Genomic DNA, 15,999 nt, shown 5'->3' on the forward strand with positions numbered 1-15,999 from the left:
GCCCATGGCAAACCCGTCAAAGTTGCTGGTATTCCGCCTCTTGCCGCGCGGACCAGCGCACGGTGATCTCGAACCCGTCGTCGGTCTGGCGCTCGCCCTCGACCACGTCCTGCGCGAACAGCCAGGCGCGTTTCTTGCCGTCGGCGAAACCGAGGGTCAGCAGAGCCTCGCGCACGGCACCTTGCAGCGCCTCGGCGATGGTTTCTTGCAGCGTCTCCAGCCCCTCGCCGGTGATGGCCGAAATCGCCAGCACGTCATCGTTGCGCGCGGCACGGGCACGCATGGCCTCGGCCCGGTCGTCGGGCAGCAGGTCCAGCTTGTTCCAAACCTCGAAACTGCGGGTCTCTTTCGGCACGCCGAGAGAGGCGAGAATATCGCGCACGTTCTGCGCCTGCTCCTCGGTCTCGGCGTGAGAGACGTCGCGCACATGGCAGATGATATCGGCGGCCAGAACCTCTTCCAGCGTGGCGCGGAAGGCGGCGACGAGTTCCGTGGGCAGATCGCTGATGAAGCCCACCGTGTCGCTGAGGATGATCTCAGGCCCGTCGGGCAACACGAGGCTGCGCATGGTCGGGTCGAGCGTGGCAAAGAGCATGTCTTTTGCCATGACCTCGGCCCCGGTCAAGCGGTTGAAAAGCGTGGATTTCCCGGCGTTGGTATAGCCCACTAGGGCCACGATCGGGAACGGCACCTTCGCCCGTGCGGCACGGTGCAACGCGCGGGTTTTCACGACCTTTTCCAATTGGCGGCGCAGGCGCACCAATTGGTCGTCAATGGCACGGCGGTCAGCCTCGATCTGGGTCTCACCCGGCCCGCCGACAAAACCCAAACCGCCGCGCTGCCGCTCAAGGTGGGTCCATGCCCGGACAAGCCGCGTACGCTGATAGTTCAGCGCGGCCATCTCAACCTGAAGCACCCCTTCGCGGGTCGCCGCACGGTCGCTGAAAATTTCGAGAATCAGCCCGGTCCGGTCGAGCAATTTGACCCCCCAAGCCTTCTCAAGATTGCGCTGCTGCACCGGGGTCACGGGGCCATCGACCAGCACGAGGTCGACCTCTGCCCCCTTCATGCGCTGCTCGAGCTCTTCGATCTTGCCCTTGCCGAACAGCATACCCGCATGGACCGTGCGCAGAGGCACGACTTCGGAGCCGACGACCTGCAACTCGGGCAGCGCCTCGGCCAATGCCACGGCTTCTGCCAGCGCGGGCTCGGGCGCGCGCCGGTCGTTGTCGGACTTGATATCAGGATGCAACACCCAAGCGCGCGTTACGCGGGGCCCGTCGCTGTTGTCGATCTGAAATGCTGGACGGCTCAAGAAGCGTCTTCGCCCTCATATAGGCTGATCGGCTGGCTTGGCATGATGGTCGAAATCGCGTGTTTGTACACAAGTTGCGATTGACCGTCGCGGCGCAGCAGAACGCAGAAGTTGTCAAACCAAGTAATGACGCCCTGCAATTTGACGCCATTGATCAGGAAAATTGTCACCGGTACTTTGGTCTTGCGAACGTGGTTAAGGAACGCATCCTGAAGGTTCTGTCTGTCTGACGCCATCGTAGTCTCGCCTTTTGTTCTTGCTGGCGTCCGCGTACCGGACCCCCCCATTGCCTCAAGTATGGAGTGCGAAAGCGTGAGTTTCCAGCCCCAATATCAGAGGACTAGGACGGTTCTAGCGCTAAACGTGTCAAGCGCGCCACAAATTCGGGGTCATCAGCGCAATAATCGCCAAGGTTTCCAGCCGCCCCAGCACCATCGCGCCGCTTAGGATAACTTTGGCCGCCAATCCCAGCTCGATCAGGTGGATGGGCTTGTCGGCGGCATGTTCGATCAGCGGCCCCGTGGTGGAGAGCGTGGCCACCGACATGACCACCGCCGCATCGAAGGAGGCGCCGGTCAGGGTCAGCAGCAGGGTCACCCCGGCCAGTGACATGGCGAAGAGCATGAAGAAGATCCAAGCGATGAAAGCCCCGTTGCTTTGCAAACGCCGCCCGGCCGCCCCCGCCCCGCTGACGGAGTTGGGATAGACCAGCCGGTCCATCTCGCGCACCCCGTTTTGGTAAAGCGCGAAGACCCGCAGCAGTTTCACCCCGCCCGCCGTGGTGGCCACCCCGCCGCCGATCAGCGCAAGCCCCATGAGCACCAGCCCCGGCGTGCGCAGCCCCGACCAATTCTGCGCGTCGGCCCAATGCTCAGAGACGAAACCGGTGGTCGACAGGAAGGACAGCACCGTGAACAGCCCGCCCCAAAGCGCGTGCAAGGCCCGGGTGCCGTCGACCTCAACCTCAACCTCAAAAGCGCCGATCCAATGGCGCGCGAACAGCAGCAGCGGCACGCCGATCACCACCAAAAGACCGATGCGAAACTCAGGGTCGGTCATCAGCCCGCCTTGGGTCGCCGTGACGGTATCCTTGGAAAAGGTCAGCCGCGACAGGGCGAAAAGCATGAAGAGCATCATCACCGCCTCGCCGGTAACGCCGACCTGCGCCTCGGCCACGCCACCGATGGGCGAAATGCCCGAAGTCGCCATGACCGACATGGCATGGCAAAGCGCCACCAAGGCCGTCTCTCCGCCGATGACCAGCAAGAGCCACAGCAGGAGCGTCAGCCCGAAGTAGATCGGCAGCAGCGCTTGGGTGGTGCGCAGCAGCCGTTGGCGCGGGGTGATCCGGCCCATCCGCGTGTTGATCCGGTCATCAGGCCGCCCCGGTTCGGCCTGCGCCGTGACCTCGAAGCCGCCCAAATGCAGCGGGGCCAGAATGGCCGAGGCCGTGACCCACATGAGCAGCCCGCCCATCCACCCGACCTGCGCGCGCCACAGATGCAGCGTGTCGCTCAGCCGTTCGGGACTGAACATCGTGGCCCCGGTGGTGGTCAGCGCGCTGACCATCTCGAAATAGACATTCACGAAACGGGTCGTCGGCAGCGCCTCAAGAAAGGGCACCGCAAAGAACACCGGCAGGAACACGAAGGCCGAGAGCAGCGACAGAAGCGGCCCAAGCGCCCCGTCCAAAGGTTTGCGCCCCGCGTGGGCGATGGCGATGAGCGTGAAGGCCACAAGCCCCAACAGCCCCGCATAGAGAAAGGCGCGACTGGCCAGATGATCGTTCATCACCAGCCCGTGGATCGACGGCAGGATCATCGACAGGGCCGAGACGCCGAACAGCTGCAAGAACAGCGGTAGCTGCACGATCTCGCGGCGGATGCCGGTCGGGCCTATGCTGGTCGGTTGCGTCACAAAGGCGCTCCTGCGCTTAGAAAAAGTCGATTGAGACCTGCAAAAGCTGTTCGACCCGCGGCACATCCTCGGCCAGCGCAAAGAGGGCGACCACATCGCCTTCGTCGATCCGCGTGCTGCCCAAGGGGCGAATGACCTTGCCTTCTTTGCGCAGCATGCCGATCAAAACCCCTTCGGGGAAGTCGATTTCCGAGACTTTCTTGCCCGCAAGGGGCGAGGTTGACAGCACTTCGGCCTCAATCACCTCGGCTTCGGCGTCACCGATGGAATAGACCGCCCGCACCCGGCCATGGCGGATGTGACGCAGGATCGAACTTACGGTCGTGGCGCGCGGGTTGATATAGGCGTCGATGCCAAGGTGGGTCATCAGCGGCACCAGCGTTGGGTCGTTGATCAGCGCGATGACATAGGGGCAGCCCTCGGCCTTGGCGCGGACACAAGACAGCATGTTGGTCTTGTCGTCGTCGGTCACCGCCAGCATCGCGTCGGCACGGCTGATGCCCGCCTCGGCCAGCAGGGCCGCATCCAGCCCGTCGCCATTGAGCACGATTGTCCGTTCCAACCCTTCGGCAGCGCGTTCGGCGCATTTTCGGTTCTTCTCAATCATCTTGGTGCGCACGCGCAGAGGCCCGCTCTCCAGATGCTGCGCCACGGTCAGGCCGACATTGCCGCCGCCCACGAGCACGACACGCTCTTGCTTGGTGGTTTGCTTGCCGAAAATCTCCATCGTGCGGGCGATGTCGTCGTGATGCGAGAAGACATAGCAATCATCGCCCACGAAAAGCTGATCCTTCGCCTCGGGCGCGAAAAGCGTGCCATCGCGGCGCACGCCCACAACCACGGCGCGCAGAGTTGAGAAGAGATCGGTCAGCTGCCGCAGTGGCGTGTTCACCACCGGGCAATCGCTGTCGATCGAAATCCCCAGAAGCTGCGCCTGCCCCTCCATGAAAATCTCGGTATCGAAAGCGGCGGGCGCGCTGAGCCGTTGAAGCGCGGCGGTCGCGACCTCCTTCTCGGGGGAAATCACCACGTCGATCGGCATGTGATCGCGGCGGTAGAGATCAGAGTAAATCGCGTCGAGATAGGACTGGCTGCGCAGCCGCGCGATCTTGCGGTTGATGCCAAAGACCGAATGCGCGACCTGACAGGTCACCATATTGACCTCGTCCGAATGGGTCGCCGCGATGATCATCTCGGCGTCGCGCGCGCCTGCCCGGTCCAGCACATCGGGGTAGCTGGCGAAGCCGGCGATGCCCTGCACATCCAACGTATCGGTGGCGCGGCGGATCAATTCTGCATTGCTGTCGACCACGGTCACATCGTTGCGCTCTCCGCTGAGGTGACGGGCAATCTGCCAACCCACCTGCCCTGCGCCGCAAATGATGATTTTCATGAAGGCTTCCTTACCCTGAGCAAAGATCGTGTGAGGGTTGTCTTGGGTCGGTTAGAGGGCATGACAGATGGGTTGGCAAGGGTCAAATCAATTGTCTTTGCCCCGCAACGGCGGCATGATGGGGCCATGAAACCGATATTCCCTCGCCCCTCCCGCGCCGCTGTCGCCCTGACCTTTGTCGGCTTGGCGGCGGCGGCCTGTGCGCCGCTCAACACCTATTACAAACCGGGCGCGAGTGTCGCGCAGGTCAATCGCACCACCACCGCTTGCGAGGTTCAGGCCCTGCGCGACGTGCCGATCTCGACGCAAATCCGCCGCGAACCGCCACGCTATGTGCCCGCGCGGCGCCACTGCGATGCCGACAACAATTGCACCACACGGGGCGGTTTTTATGTACCGGGGGAATTGGTGACCTTTGACCCGAACGAAGACCTGCGCAACCGGGTCGAGGCGCAATGTATGGCCGACAAAGGTTTCGCGCCCGTGTCGATCCCCGCCTGCCCCCGCAATGTGGCCCGCGCCGCACCGACACGCGCGACGACCACGCTGCCCGCGCTCAACCCTAAATCCTGCGTGATCCGCAACAGCGATGGGTCGTTCCAGATCGTCACCCAAGGGTGACGCAAGCGCGCGGAGCAGCCCCCGCGCGCGCGACCGGCGGGGCTTAGCCCGCCGCTTCGACTTCCTCGTCAACATGGGCCACGCGCACGCCCGCTTTGGCCGAGGTCACGACGCCAAGCGATTTCAGCTTGCGGTGCAGGGCGCTGCGCTCCATCCCCACAAAATTCGCGGTGCGGCTGATGTTGCCGCCGAAACGGTTGATCTGGGTCAGCAGATACTCCCGCTCGAAAGCTTCCCGCGCTTCGCGGAGGGGCAAAGTCGCCAGCGCGCCCGAGAGCACCACGCGCCCCTCATCGCCGCCGTTCTCCTCCTCGCCCGGAAGCTCCCGCGCTTCGATCGGGCCGGTGCCATCGCCGAGAATCAGCACCCGTTCGACAAGGTTCTTGAGCTGGCGCACGTTGCCCGGCCAGACCATCGTTTGCATCAGCGCCACCGCATCCTCGGTCAGCGCGCGTTGCGGCAGCCCCTGCGAGGTGTTGAATTCGGCGATGAAATGTTCGGCCAGCAGAGGAATATCCTCGCGCCGCTCTTCCAAGGATGGCACGGCGATCGGCACGACGTTCAGACGGTGATAGAGTTCCTGCCGGAAAGTATCAGCCTTGATCGCCTGATCCAGATCGCGGTTCGTCGAAGAGATCACCCGCAGATCGACCCGGACCTTATCCGTCCCGCCAACGCGGGTGAATTGTTGATCGACCAGCACGCGCAGGATCTTGGACTGGGTGCCAAGCGGCATGTCGGCGACCTCATCGAAATAGATCACCCCGCCGTGGGCCTGCTCCAACAACCCCGGCTCGACCCCGCGGTCCGGCGTCTCGCGGCCAAAGAGCACCCCTTCCATCCGATCCGGCGCCACCCCGGCACAGTTGACGGTGACGAAGGGCGCCGAGGCGCGGGCCGAATGGGCATGAATATAGCGCGCGGCCACTTCTTTACCCGACCCTGCGGGGCCGGTCAGCATCACCCGGCCATTGGATTTGGTCACCTTGTCAAGCTGCCCCAGCAGAGCGCGATAAGGCGCGGAGGTGCCGATCATCTCGGAGGTCGCCACATCGCGGCGCTTGAGGTTCTGGTTCTCACGGCGCAGACGTGAGGTTTCCATCGCGCGGCGGATCACCACTAGCAACTGGTCGATGTTGAACGGCTTTTCAATAAAATCGTAAGCGCCCTGTTTGATCGCCGCCACGGCAATCTCGATATTGCCATGGCCCGAGATGATCACCACCGGCACATCCGGGTTGTCGCGTTTGACCGTCTTGAGGATGTCGATCCCGTCCATGCGGCTATCTTTCAGCCAGATGTCGAGGATGATCAGCGCCGGTGCCTCGGTGTTGATCTCGGCCATCGTCTCATCCGAATTGCTGGCCAAGCGCGTGGCGAAACCTTCATCCTCAAGGATGTCCGAGATCAACTCACGGATGTCGCGTTCGTCGTCTACAATCAGAATGTCACTCATCTGCCTTATCCCCTTGGTCTGTCGTTGCGTCGATGGCCAAGGGCAGCGAAATGACTGCCATGGCACCGTTATGGTCTTGCCCGTCGAATGCGGGCGCGGTTTCGAGCGTCAGGCTGCCGCCGTGTTCCTCGATAATCTTTTTGACGATCGGCAGGCCAAGCCCCGTGCCTTCGCTGCGCGTGGTCACATAGGGCTCGAACAGCCGGGCGCGGTCTTCGGGCAGGCCGATGCCATTGTCGGCAATGGTCAGCCGCAAAAGCCGGTTCTCGGGCGTGAGCGTCACACGGATCTGCGGCTCGTGCCCTTCGGGCGCACCCTCTTTCTTCAGGCTTTCAATGGCTTCGCCTGCGTTCTTGATCAGATTGGTCAGCGCCTGCGAAATCATCGTGCCGTCGATATTGGCCATCACCGGCTCTGCGGGCAGGTCGAGTTTGATCGCCACGTCTTCCTGTCGGCTTTGCTGAAGCAGCACCGCGTCGCGCAGCAACTGCCGGATGTCCTGACGGCTGGTTTCCGGCTCCGGCATCCGCGCGAATTTCGAGAATTCATCCACGATGCGCCGCAGGTCACCCGTCTGGCGAATAATCACGCCGGTCATCTGCTCCAGCGCGTCATCATCGCCCTCGGCCATCTTGGGGCCGAACTTGCGGCGAATGCGCTCGGCACTCAGCTGGATGGGCGTCAGCGGGTTCTTGATCTCATGCGCGATGCGGCGGGCCACATCGCCCCATGCGGCCATGCGCTGCGCCGAGACCAGATCGGTCACATCGTCAAAGGCCACCACATAGCCCTCAAGATCGCCATCCTTGGACCGGCGGGTCGCCATGCGGACCAAGAGGTTCTCCATCGCCCCTTGGCGGGAGACCTTGACCTCGGCCTGCGCCACCTCGTCCGAGGCGGCCTTTACTGTCTCGAACAGCGGCCCGAACTCCGGCACCGCAAGGGTCAGGGGCAGGCTTTGCTGATCTTCGGACCAATCCAGCAGCCGCATGGCCGAGCGGTTCACGAAGGTCACGCGCCCCTCGGGGTCGAGCCCCACCACGCCCGAGGTCACCGAGCTTAGCACGGAATCGAACAGGCGGCGGCGGCGTTCGATCTGGTCGGTATTCTCCAACAGCGTCTCCCGCTGGCCCTTCAACTGCCGGGTCATCTGGTTGAAGTAGCGGCCCAGCATGGCGATCTCGTCATCGCCTTCTTCTTCGCGGACCTGCACGTTCAAATCGCCCGCGCCCACCTGCTGCGCGGCCCCCGTGAGCCGCCCAACCGGGCCGGAAAGCCGCTCGGCAAACCACAGGCCCAGCCAAACGGCGGCCAGAATGAGGATCACCGCAAAGCCCAGATAAACCAGCGCAAATTCAAACAACAGCCGCCCGCGTTCGGATTCAAGCTGTTGGTAGAGGCGCACCGTCTCCTTGGTTTCATCCAGCAGCGCCAAAATTTCACCATCCACCGCGCGGGAGACATAGAGGAAACGATCGACATAGGCGTCCATCGGCACCAGCGCGCGGAATTCATTGTTGGGCCAATCCTCGATGACCAAAAGCCCCTCTTCGCTGGCGGTTTCCAGCTGCGCCTCGGTGGGGGCCTCAAAATCAAAGAGATAGGACCGATCCCCCCGCGCACGGATCTGCACGGTGCTGTCGATCAGGAAAGCCTCGCGCAATCCGCGCTGGATTTGCCGCTGGCCCTCGCCCAAAAGCTCACTGTCGCTCAGGTTGATGCCCTGCGCGCGGGCGCTGTCGATGCTGCGGGCAAGGGTCTGCGCGTCCAAGATCAGCGCCTCGCGCTGCTCGGCCTCGTAAGCCTCCGCCGCTGCCAAAGACGAGCCGACCACGCCGCTGACCCGGTCGGAAAACCAGCCTTCAAGCCCGACATTCACCGTGAGCCCCGCGAAAATCGCCACCGTGACAGTCGGGATCAGCGCCATCAGCGCAAAGACCCCCGTCAACCGCAGGTGCAACCGCGACCCCGCCGATTTGGCGCGCCGCGCCGAGATCAGCCGCCCGACTTGGATCAGCACCAGCGCCGCCACCAGCAGCACATAGACGAGGTCGGACAAGAGAATGAGCCGCAGGTTGAGCGTATCCGCCCCCTGCCCTAGCGGCCCGAGCGCCAGATAGGTTGCCAGCGCCAAGACCGGCCCCAGCACCACCAGCCCGAAGGTGGACCAATTGCGCAGCCGCTTGACCCGCCTGAGACGCCCCAACCGCTCGAGCTTAAACCTGCGTGACCGGGTTGCCACCCGCATACCTCACCGATGTTGTGATGCATCGCTGCATCAACCGCCATATTATGTGGTCCTGAACGGGGAAGTTCCCCGATGGCCACTGTTATGTGGCTCTTTTACATCATCTTGCGGCCCCGTGTCACCTCAATATCGAGGTCGGTGATCTTCTTACGCAAAGTATTTCGGTTAATTCCCAGCAAAGCGGCACATTTAGCTTGGTTCCCCGCCGTGGCGGCGAGGGCGATTTCGATCATCGGCAGTTCGACCTCACGCAGAATCCGCGCGTAGAGGCCCGGCGGTGGCAGCATGGAGCCGTGCAAATCAAAGTAGCGATGCAAATGCCGCTCGACCGAGGCGCCCAGCCGTTCAGTATCGGCCTCGGTCTGCATCGGTGCCGGGCCGCTTTGCGCGCCCAGCAGTTGCTCGGCCTCGCTCGCCGTGATCTCAGCCGCTTGGCTGGCCAGCGCGAGTTGCCGCATCGCATGTTCCAACTGGCGCACATTGCCGGGCCATGGGAATTTCAGCAAGATCTGCGCGGCCTTGTCCGACAGCTTGCGCGGCGAGGCAGGGCCGGGATTGGCGCGGGCCAGAAAATGGTCCGCCAGAAGCGGGATGTCTTCGACCCGATCCCGCAGGGCGGGCACTTCGAGGGTCGCCCCAGACAGACGGTAATAGAGATCGCGTCGCAGCTTGCCCTCTTGCATCGCGGCATCCAGATCGCTTTGGCTGGTGGCCATGAAGCGCGGCGCGTCATCGCCCGGCGCGTCCATCATCCGCACCAGACGGGCTTGGATATCTTGCGGGAAATCGGCGATCTCATCGATCATCAGAGTGCCCCCGCCGACCCGCGCCAGCACCCGCGAGGGGCCTTCGATATCCGCAAGATCGGCATCCGTCACGGTCACGAACGGCAGGCTGCGCCGGTCTGAAAAGTCGTGTATCGCCCGCGCGATCAGTGACTTGCCCGAACCGCTCTCGCCCCAGATCAGCACCGGCAGGTCGGTGTTCATCACCCGCGCCACGGTGCGGTACAGCGCCTGCATCACCGGGGTGCGGCCAATCATCGGCAGATCGTCACGCTCTGCGTCGATTTCGGCGCCGTCGTCGGCAGCGGCCTTGCGGCTCAGCGTCGTGCGCTGCTCCAAAGCACGCGCCGTGCGCTTCATCAGATCCGGCAAGTCGAAAGGTTTGGGCAGATAGTCAAAGGCTTCGGCCTCTGCCGCCTTGATCGCCGTCATGATCGTGTTCTGCGCCGAGATCACGATCACCGGCAGGCCGGGCCGGTCCTGCGCGATTTTCGGCAACATTTCCAATCCGTTGCCATCGGGCATGACCACGTCAGAGATCACCGCGTCGCCCTTGCCCTCGCTGACCCATCGCATCAGGGTGGTCAGGCTTGAAGTGGCGTGCACCTTGCAGCCCGCGCGGGTCAGCGCTTGGGTCAGAACGGTGCGGATCGTGCGGTCGTCATCGGCGACGAGGATGGTGCCATCCATGTCAATTCTCCTTGAGGGCAGCGGCGCCTGCGCGCGGCAGCGAAATGCGGAATGCGGTTCGACCGGGGGCGGAACTGACAGAAATCCAGCCTCCATGGTCTGAGATGATCTTGCTCACCAAGGCGAGGCCCAGCCCGGTGCCATTCTCGCGGCCCGAGACGAAGGGATCGAAAACATCGGCGCGGATATGATCCGGCAGGCCGGGGCCATCGTCGATCACTTCGATCTGGAGGGGCAGCGGCTGGCCATCTCCATCGGCCCGGCGCAGTTGGAAGCCATGTTCATAGAAACTGCGCAGCCGGATGGTTCCCCCCGCCTCGCCCGCCGCCTCAGCCGCGTTACGAATGAGGTTGAGCAAGACCTGCAAAAGCTGGTCCTTGTCGCCAAGCGCGGGCGGCAGCGAGGGGTCATAATCCTCGGTGATTTTCATGTGCGAGCCGAAGCCCAGCAGAGCCGACCGGCGGGCGCGGTCCAACACGTCATGCAGGTTCACGGGCTTGCGCTCGGGCGCGGTCAGATTGCCGAATTGTTCGACCTGCTCCAGCAGCTTCACGATGCGGCGGCTTTCGGCGACGATCAGATCGGTCAGTTCCAGATCGTTCTTGGACAGGTTCATCGACAAAAGCTGCGCCGCGCCGGTGATCCCGGCCAGCGGGTTCTTGATCTCATGGGCCAGCATCTCGGCCATGCCGATGGCGGATTTGGCGGCGGATTTCACGCTGTGATCTTGGGTGATGCGCCCGGCCAATTCGCGCGGCGTGATCATCAAGACCATCTCGCCAGCGCCGCCCACCAGCGGGGCGATCTGCAAGCCGCACTGCAAAGGCGCGCGCTGCATCGCGCCCACATCCACGTCATTGACGAAAAGCGGCGTGCCTTGCAGCCGCGCACGGGCGAATGCGGCCTCAAGCGGGTGATCCACCGCGATCAACTGCCAGATCGACTGGCCGATCGTGGCGCGGGCGGAGGCATTGAGGAAACCTTCGGCTGAGGGGTTCAGATCGACGACCCGGTCATCGGCACCGACGATGAAGGCAGGCACCGGCAGAGAGGTCCAAACCTGCCGCTCCGGGGTCTCGCTTCTCATGCTGCGGCCCGGGGTTGGGCGGTGGCGGCGTCATATTGCATAGCCTCCGCGATGAGATCGAAAGTGGTTTTCACCTCGCGCGCCGTGAGCAGCGCGCGACGCAGATCGGCAGGGGTGGCGCAGTGATCCATGTACCAGCCCAGATGTTTCCGCGCGACCTTGGCACCCAGTTCGACGCCATAGAAACGCAGCATCTCATCGTAATGCTCGGCCACCATCTCGGCCATCGCCTGCCCTTGCGGGATCATCGGCTTGGGCCGTCCGTGCAGATCATGAGCGATCTGCGCCAGCAGCCATGGCCGACCTTGCGCACCGCGGCCCACCATCACACCGTCCGCCCCCGACAGCCGCAGCGCCGTGCGCGCCGTGTCACTGCCGATGATGTCGCCATTGGCGATGACGGGAACATTCACGGCCTCCTTCACCGCCCGGATCGCGGCCCAATCGGCGCGGCCCTTGTAAAACTGACAGCGCGTGCGCCCGTGGATGGTGATCATCTGCACGCCCGCATCCTCGGCCCGTTTGGCGATCGGTGCGGCGTTGAGCAAATTGTCGTCCCAGCCCAGCCGGGTTTTCAACGTCACAGGCACGTTGACCGCGCCCACAACCGCCTCGATCAGCCGCAGCGCGTGATCGGGTGTTTTCATCAGCGCCGAGCCCGAAGCGCCCTGCGTCACCTTCTTGGCCGGGCAGCCCATGTTGATGTCGATGATCCGCGCGCCCATCGCCTCAACCATGCGGGCGGCTTCGGCCATCGGTTCGGCCTCGCGCCCGGCAAGCTGAACGGAGGTGCCGACAACATCCAGCCCCAGCTCCGCTTTCTCCCGCGTGCCGGGGCGGCGGCTGAGCAACTCTTGGCTGGCGACCATCTCGGACACGACCAATCCGGCCCCGAATCGCGCCACGAGGCTGCGATAAGGCAGATCGGTGATCCCGGCCATCGGGGCGAGGAATACCGGCGGGTCGAATGTCAGGGGGTCGGCGGTCACATGCTTAATCCTTGTGCGGTCCCTTGCTGTGTAGCTCTGCCACGGGGTGACCTCAATAAAACTACCCGGAAAAGCAGCTATGCGCCAAGGCGCTGCCCATTTTTTAGGCAGCTACCCCAGATTGCACCCCGCCGCCGCATTGCCTAGACAGGGCCATGTTCGCCAGCTTTTCCGGATTGCCCAAATGAGTATCGCAGCTCTGATCGTTGCCGCAGGTCGCGGCAGTCGCGCCGGCGGTCCGCAGCCGAAGCAATGGCAGGCGCTGGCGGGCGCGCGGGTGATCGACCACACGATCGCCGCCTTTCGCGCCCTGCCCCAGATCGCTGAGATCGTGCTGGTGCTGAACGCGGACGACATGGATCAGGCAGCGGCATTCACGGCGGATGGCATCACCGTGACCACTGGCGGGGCGGACCGCGCAGCCTCGGTCCAACGCGGGCTTGCGGCGATCCAGCAGGCGACGAAGGTGCTGATCCATGACGCCGCGCGGCCCTGTGTTTCGGCTCAGATCATCTCAGGCGTGATCGACGCGCTTAACCAACATCAAGCCGCCGCGCCGGGGCTGCCGGTGAGTGACGCGCTTTGGCAGGGGCACGAAGGCCGCGTCACCGGCACCCAAGACCGCAGCGCCCTTTTCGCCGCGCAGACACCGCAGGGCTTTGACCTCGCCGCGATCCGTGCGGCGCATGCGGCTTATGACGGCCAAGCGGCGGATGACGTTGAGGTCGCCCGCGCGGCGGGCCTGACCGTTGCCATCACCCAAGGCAGCGCCGATAACCTGAAAATCACCCGGCCCGAGGATTTCGCCCGCGCCGCCCGCATATTGGAGACCCGCATGGACATTCGCACCGGCAATGGATTTGACGTGCACGCTTTCGGCCCCGGAGATCACGTGACCCTCTGCGGCATCGACATCCCACATAGCAACGGGTTGGTCGGCCATTCCGACGCCGATGTAGCGCTGCACACGGTGACCGATGCCATCTACGGCGCGCTTGCACGCGGCGACATCGGCCAGCATTTCCCGCCGAGTGATCCGCAGTGGAAAGGCGCGCGCAGCGATATCTTCCTGCGTCACGCCGCAGAACTGGCGCGCGACATGGGCTTCACCCTAACCCACGTCGATTGCACGCTCATTTGCGAGACGCCCAAGATCGGCCCGTATGTGCAGCCGATGCGCGCCGCGATGGCCGAGATGCTGGGGATTGAGATCGACCGCGTTTCGGTCAAAGCCACCACGAGCGAGCGCCTCGGCTTTACCGGGCGGGGCGAAGGCATCGCCTGTATGGCCACGGCAACATTGGTGAAATCATGACTGCAGCACATCTGATCGCGACGCTTCTGGGCGTCGGCCATATCCGCCCCGCGCCGGGCACTTGGGGGTCGCTCATCGCCCTGCCCTATGCTTGGCTTTTGCATGTGTTGGGGGGCTTTCCGCTGCTGGTGATCGGGCTTTTGGTGGCCATTCCCTTGGGCTGGTGGGCCACCGGACGCTATACGGCGGGCGGGCCGGATCATGACCCCGGAGAGGTCGTGGTCGATGAATTGGTTGGCCAGTGGATCGCGCTTTTGCCGCTCTCCTATGCCGCTTGGTCGATGCAAATCCCGATCCTTGCCATGTGGCCGGGATGGATCGCAGCCTTCGCGCTGTTTCGGCTGTTCGACATCACCAAACCGCTAATCATCGGCTGGGCCGACCGTCTGGGCGGGCCGTGGGGCGTGATGCTGGACGATATCTTTGCCGGGGTTTTCGCAGCCCTCGGCGTCATGGCACTGGCCGCGCTTTATCACGGGGTGCTGTAAATGAGCCGCGCCGCGCAACTGTTGGAAAAGGCCCGCGAAACCGGTGCGATGGTCGCCTGTGCGGAAAGCTGCACGGGCGGCATGCTCACCGCCGCGCTGACCGATCTGCCGGGCTCCTCAGCGCTGCTGGACCGGGGTTTCGTCACCTACACCAATGCGGCGAAGATGGCGATGCTGGGCGTGTCGGAGGAGACGCTGACACAATGGGGCGCGGTGTCTGAGCAGGTCGCCGAAGAAATGGCGGCGGGCGCTTTGGCGCGGTCCGAGGCGCGGATCGCCGTCTCGATCACCGGCATCGCAGGCCCCGGCGGGTCAGAGCACAAGCCCGAGGGCCGCGTCTGTTTCGGCCTTGCCACGGCAGCCGGGGTTCAGACCGAAACGGTGGAGTTCGGCGCGCAGGGCCGTGATGCCGTGCGCTTGGCCGCCCGCGACCATGCGCTCGGCCTTTTGCTGCGAGGCTACACGGCGCTTTAACCCTTGGGGCCGTAAAGCTCTTTCGCGCGGTTCTCAAAGGCGCGCACGATACGCTGCATCGCCTCGTTGAAAACCACGCCGATGACCTTTTGCAGGATGGCGTTGCGGAATTCGAAATCGACAAAGAAATGCACCTGACAGCCTTCGAGGTTATCCTCGAAATGCCAGTTTGATTTCATATACTTGAAGGGTCCGTCGAGGTATTCCGTATCGATCTTCTTGGCCTCGGGCCAAAGTACGACGCGGCTTGTAAACCGCTCCCGAAAGACTTTGAACGAGATCACCAAATCGGCATCCATCACCCGATGATCGCCGCGGTCCTCGTCGCTGCGGATACGCGCGGCGGCGGTCCAAGGCAGGAATTCAGGGTAGCGGCCCACATCGGCGACAAGATCATACATCTGTTGCGCGCTATAGGGCAGTTGGCGGGTCTCTGAGTGCGTAGGCATTGCGTTCCGTAGCGTTGCGGGTTAACCCCCTATTTCACGTCTCAACCCCGCAGATTCAAGGGCAAAACCATGGCACACGGGCCTTATGTCATCGACGAAATGATCTCGGCCAAGGCCATCGCGGCGCGGATCGAAGATCTTTGCCGTGAGATTCACGGTGAATTCAACGGCACCGATAAATTGGTCGTGGTCGGCCTGCTGCGCGGCTCTTTCGTCTTTATCGCCGATCTGGTGCGCGAGTTGGACCTGCCGATCGAAGTCGATTTCCTCGAAGCCTCCAGCTATGGCGACGGCATGGAGAGCAGCCGTGAGGTGCGTATTCTCAAAGACTTGCGCGGCGCCATCGAAGGGCGCGACGTACTGGTCGTCGAAGATATCGTCGACACTGGCCACACGCTGCATCATGTCACCAACCTGCTGCGCTCGCGTGAGCCTGCGCGGTTGAAGTCCATCGCCCTGCTCGACAAACCCACCCGGCGTGAGGTCGACCTGAAGGCGGATTGGACCGGCTTTGAAATCCCCGATGAATTCGTTGTGGGCTATGGCATCGACTTTGCCCAACGCGACCGCAACCTGCCCTTCATCGGGAAAGTCCGCTTTACGTGATGGACCCGCGGTGGCTGCTGCGCATGTCCCAATGGGCGCGCAATCCACCGTCGACGAAACGGGTGATCGTAATCTTCGCGATCATCGCGGCGGCCTTGGCCGTGGGGCTTGTCGAATGGCTGGGCTACTGGCCTGACTGGGCCACGGCATAGCGTATCCCTCGCCG

At 63.5% G+C, this 15,999-nt stretch carries 16 protein-coding genes; 6 read left to right on the plus strand and 10 right to left on the minus strand.

Annotated features, from left to right (window positions below; genetic code table 11):
- Positions 1-16 precede the first annotated feature (16 nt).
- The 4 genes from hflX to trkA form a co-directional block, all read right to left on the minus strand.
- A complete protein-coding gene (hflX, locus tag ACGYK4_RS14415; protein WP_394431093.1) occupies positions 17-1,315 on the minus strand; it encodes a GTPase HflX in 1,299 nt (432 codons plus the stop codon).
- Positions 1,312-1,551: an RNA chaperone Hfq gene (gene hfq, locus ACGYK4_RS14420; RefSeq protein WP_007119530.1), complete on the minus strand. Its 240-nt coding sequence runs from the start codon at positions 1,549-1,551 to the stop codon at positions 1,312-1,314. Before hfq ends, hflX begins: the two co-directional genes overlap by 4 nt.
- A gap of 130 nt (positions 1,552-1,681) precedes the next feature.
- Positions 1,682-3,232, minus strand: a complete 1,551-nt coding sequence (locus ACGYK4_RS14425) for a TrkH family potassium uptake protein (RefSeq protein WP_394431091.1) — start codon at positions 3,230-3,232, stop codon at positions 1,682-1,684.
- Positions 3,233-3,248: 16 nt separating this feature from the next.
- Complete coding sequence (gene trkA / locus ACGYK4_RS14430) at positions 3,249-4,625, minus strand: Trk system potassium transporter TrkA (protein ID WP_067264064.1); 1,377 nt, start codon at positions 4,623-4,625, stop codon at positions 3,249-3,251.
- 126 nt (positions 4,626-4,751) lie between these two features.
- Between trkA and ACGYK4_RS14435 the strand changes: the two genes are divergently transcribed.
- Entirely contained in the window at positions 4,752-5,246 is a 495-nt protein-coding gene (locus ACGYK4_RS14435) for a hypothetical protein (RefSeq protein WP_394431088.1), read from the plus strand.
- Positions 5,247-5,289: 43 nt separating this feature from the next.
- Here ACGYK4_RS14435 and ACGYK4_RS14440 read toward each other — a convergent pair whose 3' ends face one another.
- The 5 genes from ACGYK4_RS14440 to dusB form a co-directional block, all read right to left on the minus strand.
- Positions 5,290-6,702 (minus strand): sigma-54-dependent transcriptional regulator, encoded by a 1,413-nt coding sequence (locus tag ACGYK4_RS14440; RefSeq protein WP_394457118.1) that lies wholly within the window; start codon positions 6,700-6,702, stop codon positions 5,290-5,292.
- Positions 6,695-8,950: an ATP-binding protein gene (locus ACGYK4_RS14445; RefSeq protein WP_394457120.1), complete on the minus strand. Its 2,256-nt coding sequence runs from the start codon at positions 8,948-8,950 to the stop codon at positions 6,695-6,697. The genes ACGYK4_RS14440 and ACGYK4_RS14445 overlap by 8 nt, the downstream gene beginning before the upstream one ends.
- Before the next feature lie 95 nt (positions 8,951-9,045).
- On the minus strand, positions 9,046-10,425 hold the full coding sequence (locus tag ACGYK4_RS14450) for a response regulator (protein ID WP_394457122.1): 1,380 nt from the start codon (positions 10,423-10,425) through the stop codon (positions 9,046-9,048).
- A 1-nt stretch (position 10,426) separates the two neighbouring features.
- On the minus strand, positions 10,427-11,512 hold the full coding sequence (locus ACGYK4_RS14455) for a nitrogen regulation protein NR(II) (RefSeq protein WP_067264058.1): 1,086 nt from the start codon (positions 11,510-11,512) through the stop codon (positions 10,427-10,429).
- Entirely contained in the window at positions 11,509-12,501 is a 993-nt protein-coding gene (gene dusB, locus ACGYK4_RS14460) for a tRNA dihydrouridine synthase DusB (protein ID WP_394457123.1), read from the minus strand. The genes ACGYK4_RS14455 and dusB overlap by 4 nt, the downstream gene beginning before the upstream one ends.
- Before the next feature lie 184 nt (positions 12,502-12,685).
- On the opposite strand from dusB, the gene ACGYK4_RS14465 reads away from it, so the two are divergent.
- From ACGYK4_RS14465 to ACGYK4_RS14475, 3 genes are read left to right on the plus strand one after another with little or no spacing between them, the layout of a single operon-like run.
- Positions 12,686-13,816, plus strand: coding sequence for a bifunctional 2-C-methyl-D-erythritol 4-phosphate cytidylyltransferase/2-C-methyl-D-erythritol 2,4-cyclodiphosphate synthase (locus tag ACGYK4_RS14465; protein WP_394457125.1), 1,131 nt, complete (start codon positions 12,686-12,688; stop codon positions 13,814-13,816).
- Entirely contained in the window at positions 13,813-14,304 is a 492-nt protein-coding gene (locus ACGYK4_RS14470; RefSeq protein ID WP_067264054.1) for a phosphatidylglycerophosphatase A, read from the plus strand. The genes ACGYK4_RS14465 and ACGYK4_RS14470 overlap by 4 nt, the downstream gene beginning before the upstream one ends.
- Positions 14,305-14,778, plus strand: coding sequence for a CinA family protein (locus tag ACGYK4_RS14475; RefSeq protein WP_394457127.1), 474 nt, complete (start codon positions 14,305-14,307; stop codon positions 14,776-14,778).
- Here the strand turns inward: ACGYK4_RS14475 and ACGYK4_RS14480 are convergent.
- Positions 14,775-15,227, minus strand: a complete 453-nt coding sequence (locus ACGYK4_RS14480) for a type II toxin-antitoxin system RatA family toxin (RefSeq protein WP_168613460.1) — start codon at positions 15,225-15,227, stop codon at positions 14,775-14,777. The two genes, ACGYK4_RS14475 and ACGYK4_RS14480, sit on opposite strands and share 4 nt — an antisense overlap.
- A gap of 69 nt (positions 15,228-15,296) precedes the next feature.
- Between ACGYK4_RS14480 and hpt the strand changes: the two genes are divergently transcribed.
- Positions 15,297-15,833: a hypoxanthine phosphoribosyltransferase gene (gene hpt, locus ACGYK4_RS14485; protein WP_067264049.1), complete on the plus strand. Its 537-nt coding sequence runs from the start codon at positions 15,297-15,299 to the stop codon at positions 15,831-15,833.
- The gene (locus ACGYK4_RS14490; RefSeq protein ID WP_394457218.1) at positions 15,830-15,985 is read left to right on the plus strand and encodes a hypothetical protein; all 156 of its coding nucleotides are present in this window, start codon (positions 15,830-15,832) and stop codon (positions 15,983-15,985) included. The genes hpt and ACGYK4_RS14490 overlap by 4 nt, the downstream gene beginning before the upstream one ends.
- Positions 15,986-15,999: the final 14 nt, after the last annotated feature.

The organism is Sulfitobacter sp. 1A13368 (genome assembly GCF_043557275.1).
Classification (GTDB): Bacteria; Pseudomonadota; Alphaproteobacteria; order Rhodobacterales; family Rhodobacteraceae; genus Sulfitobacter; species Sulfitobacter faviae.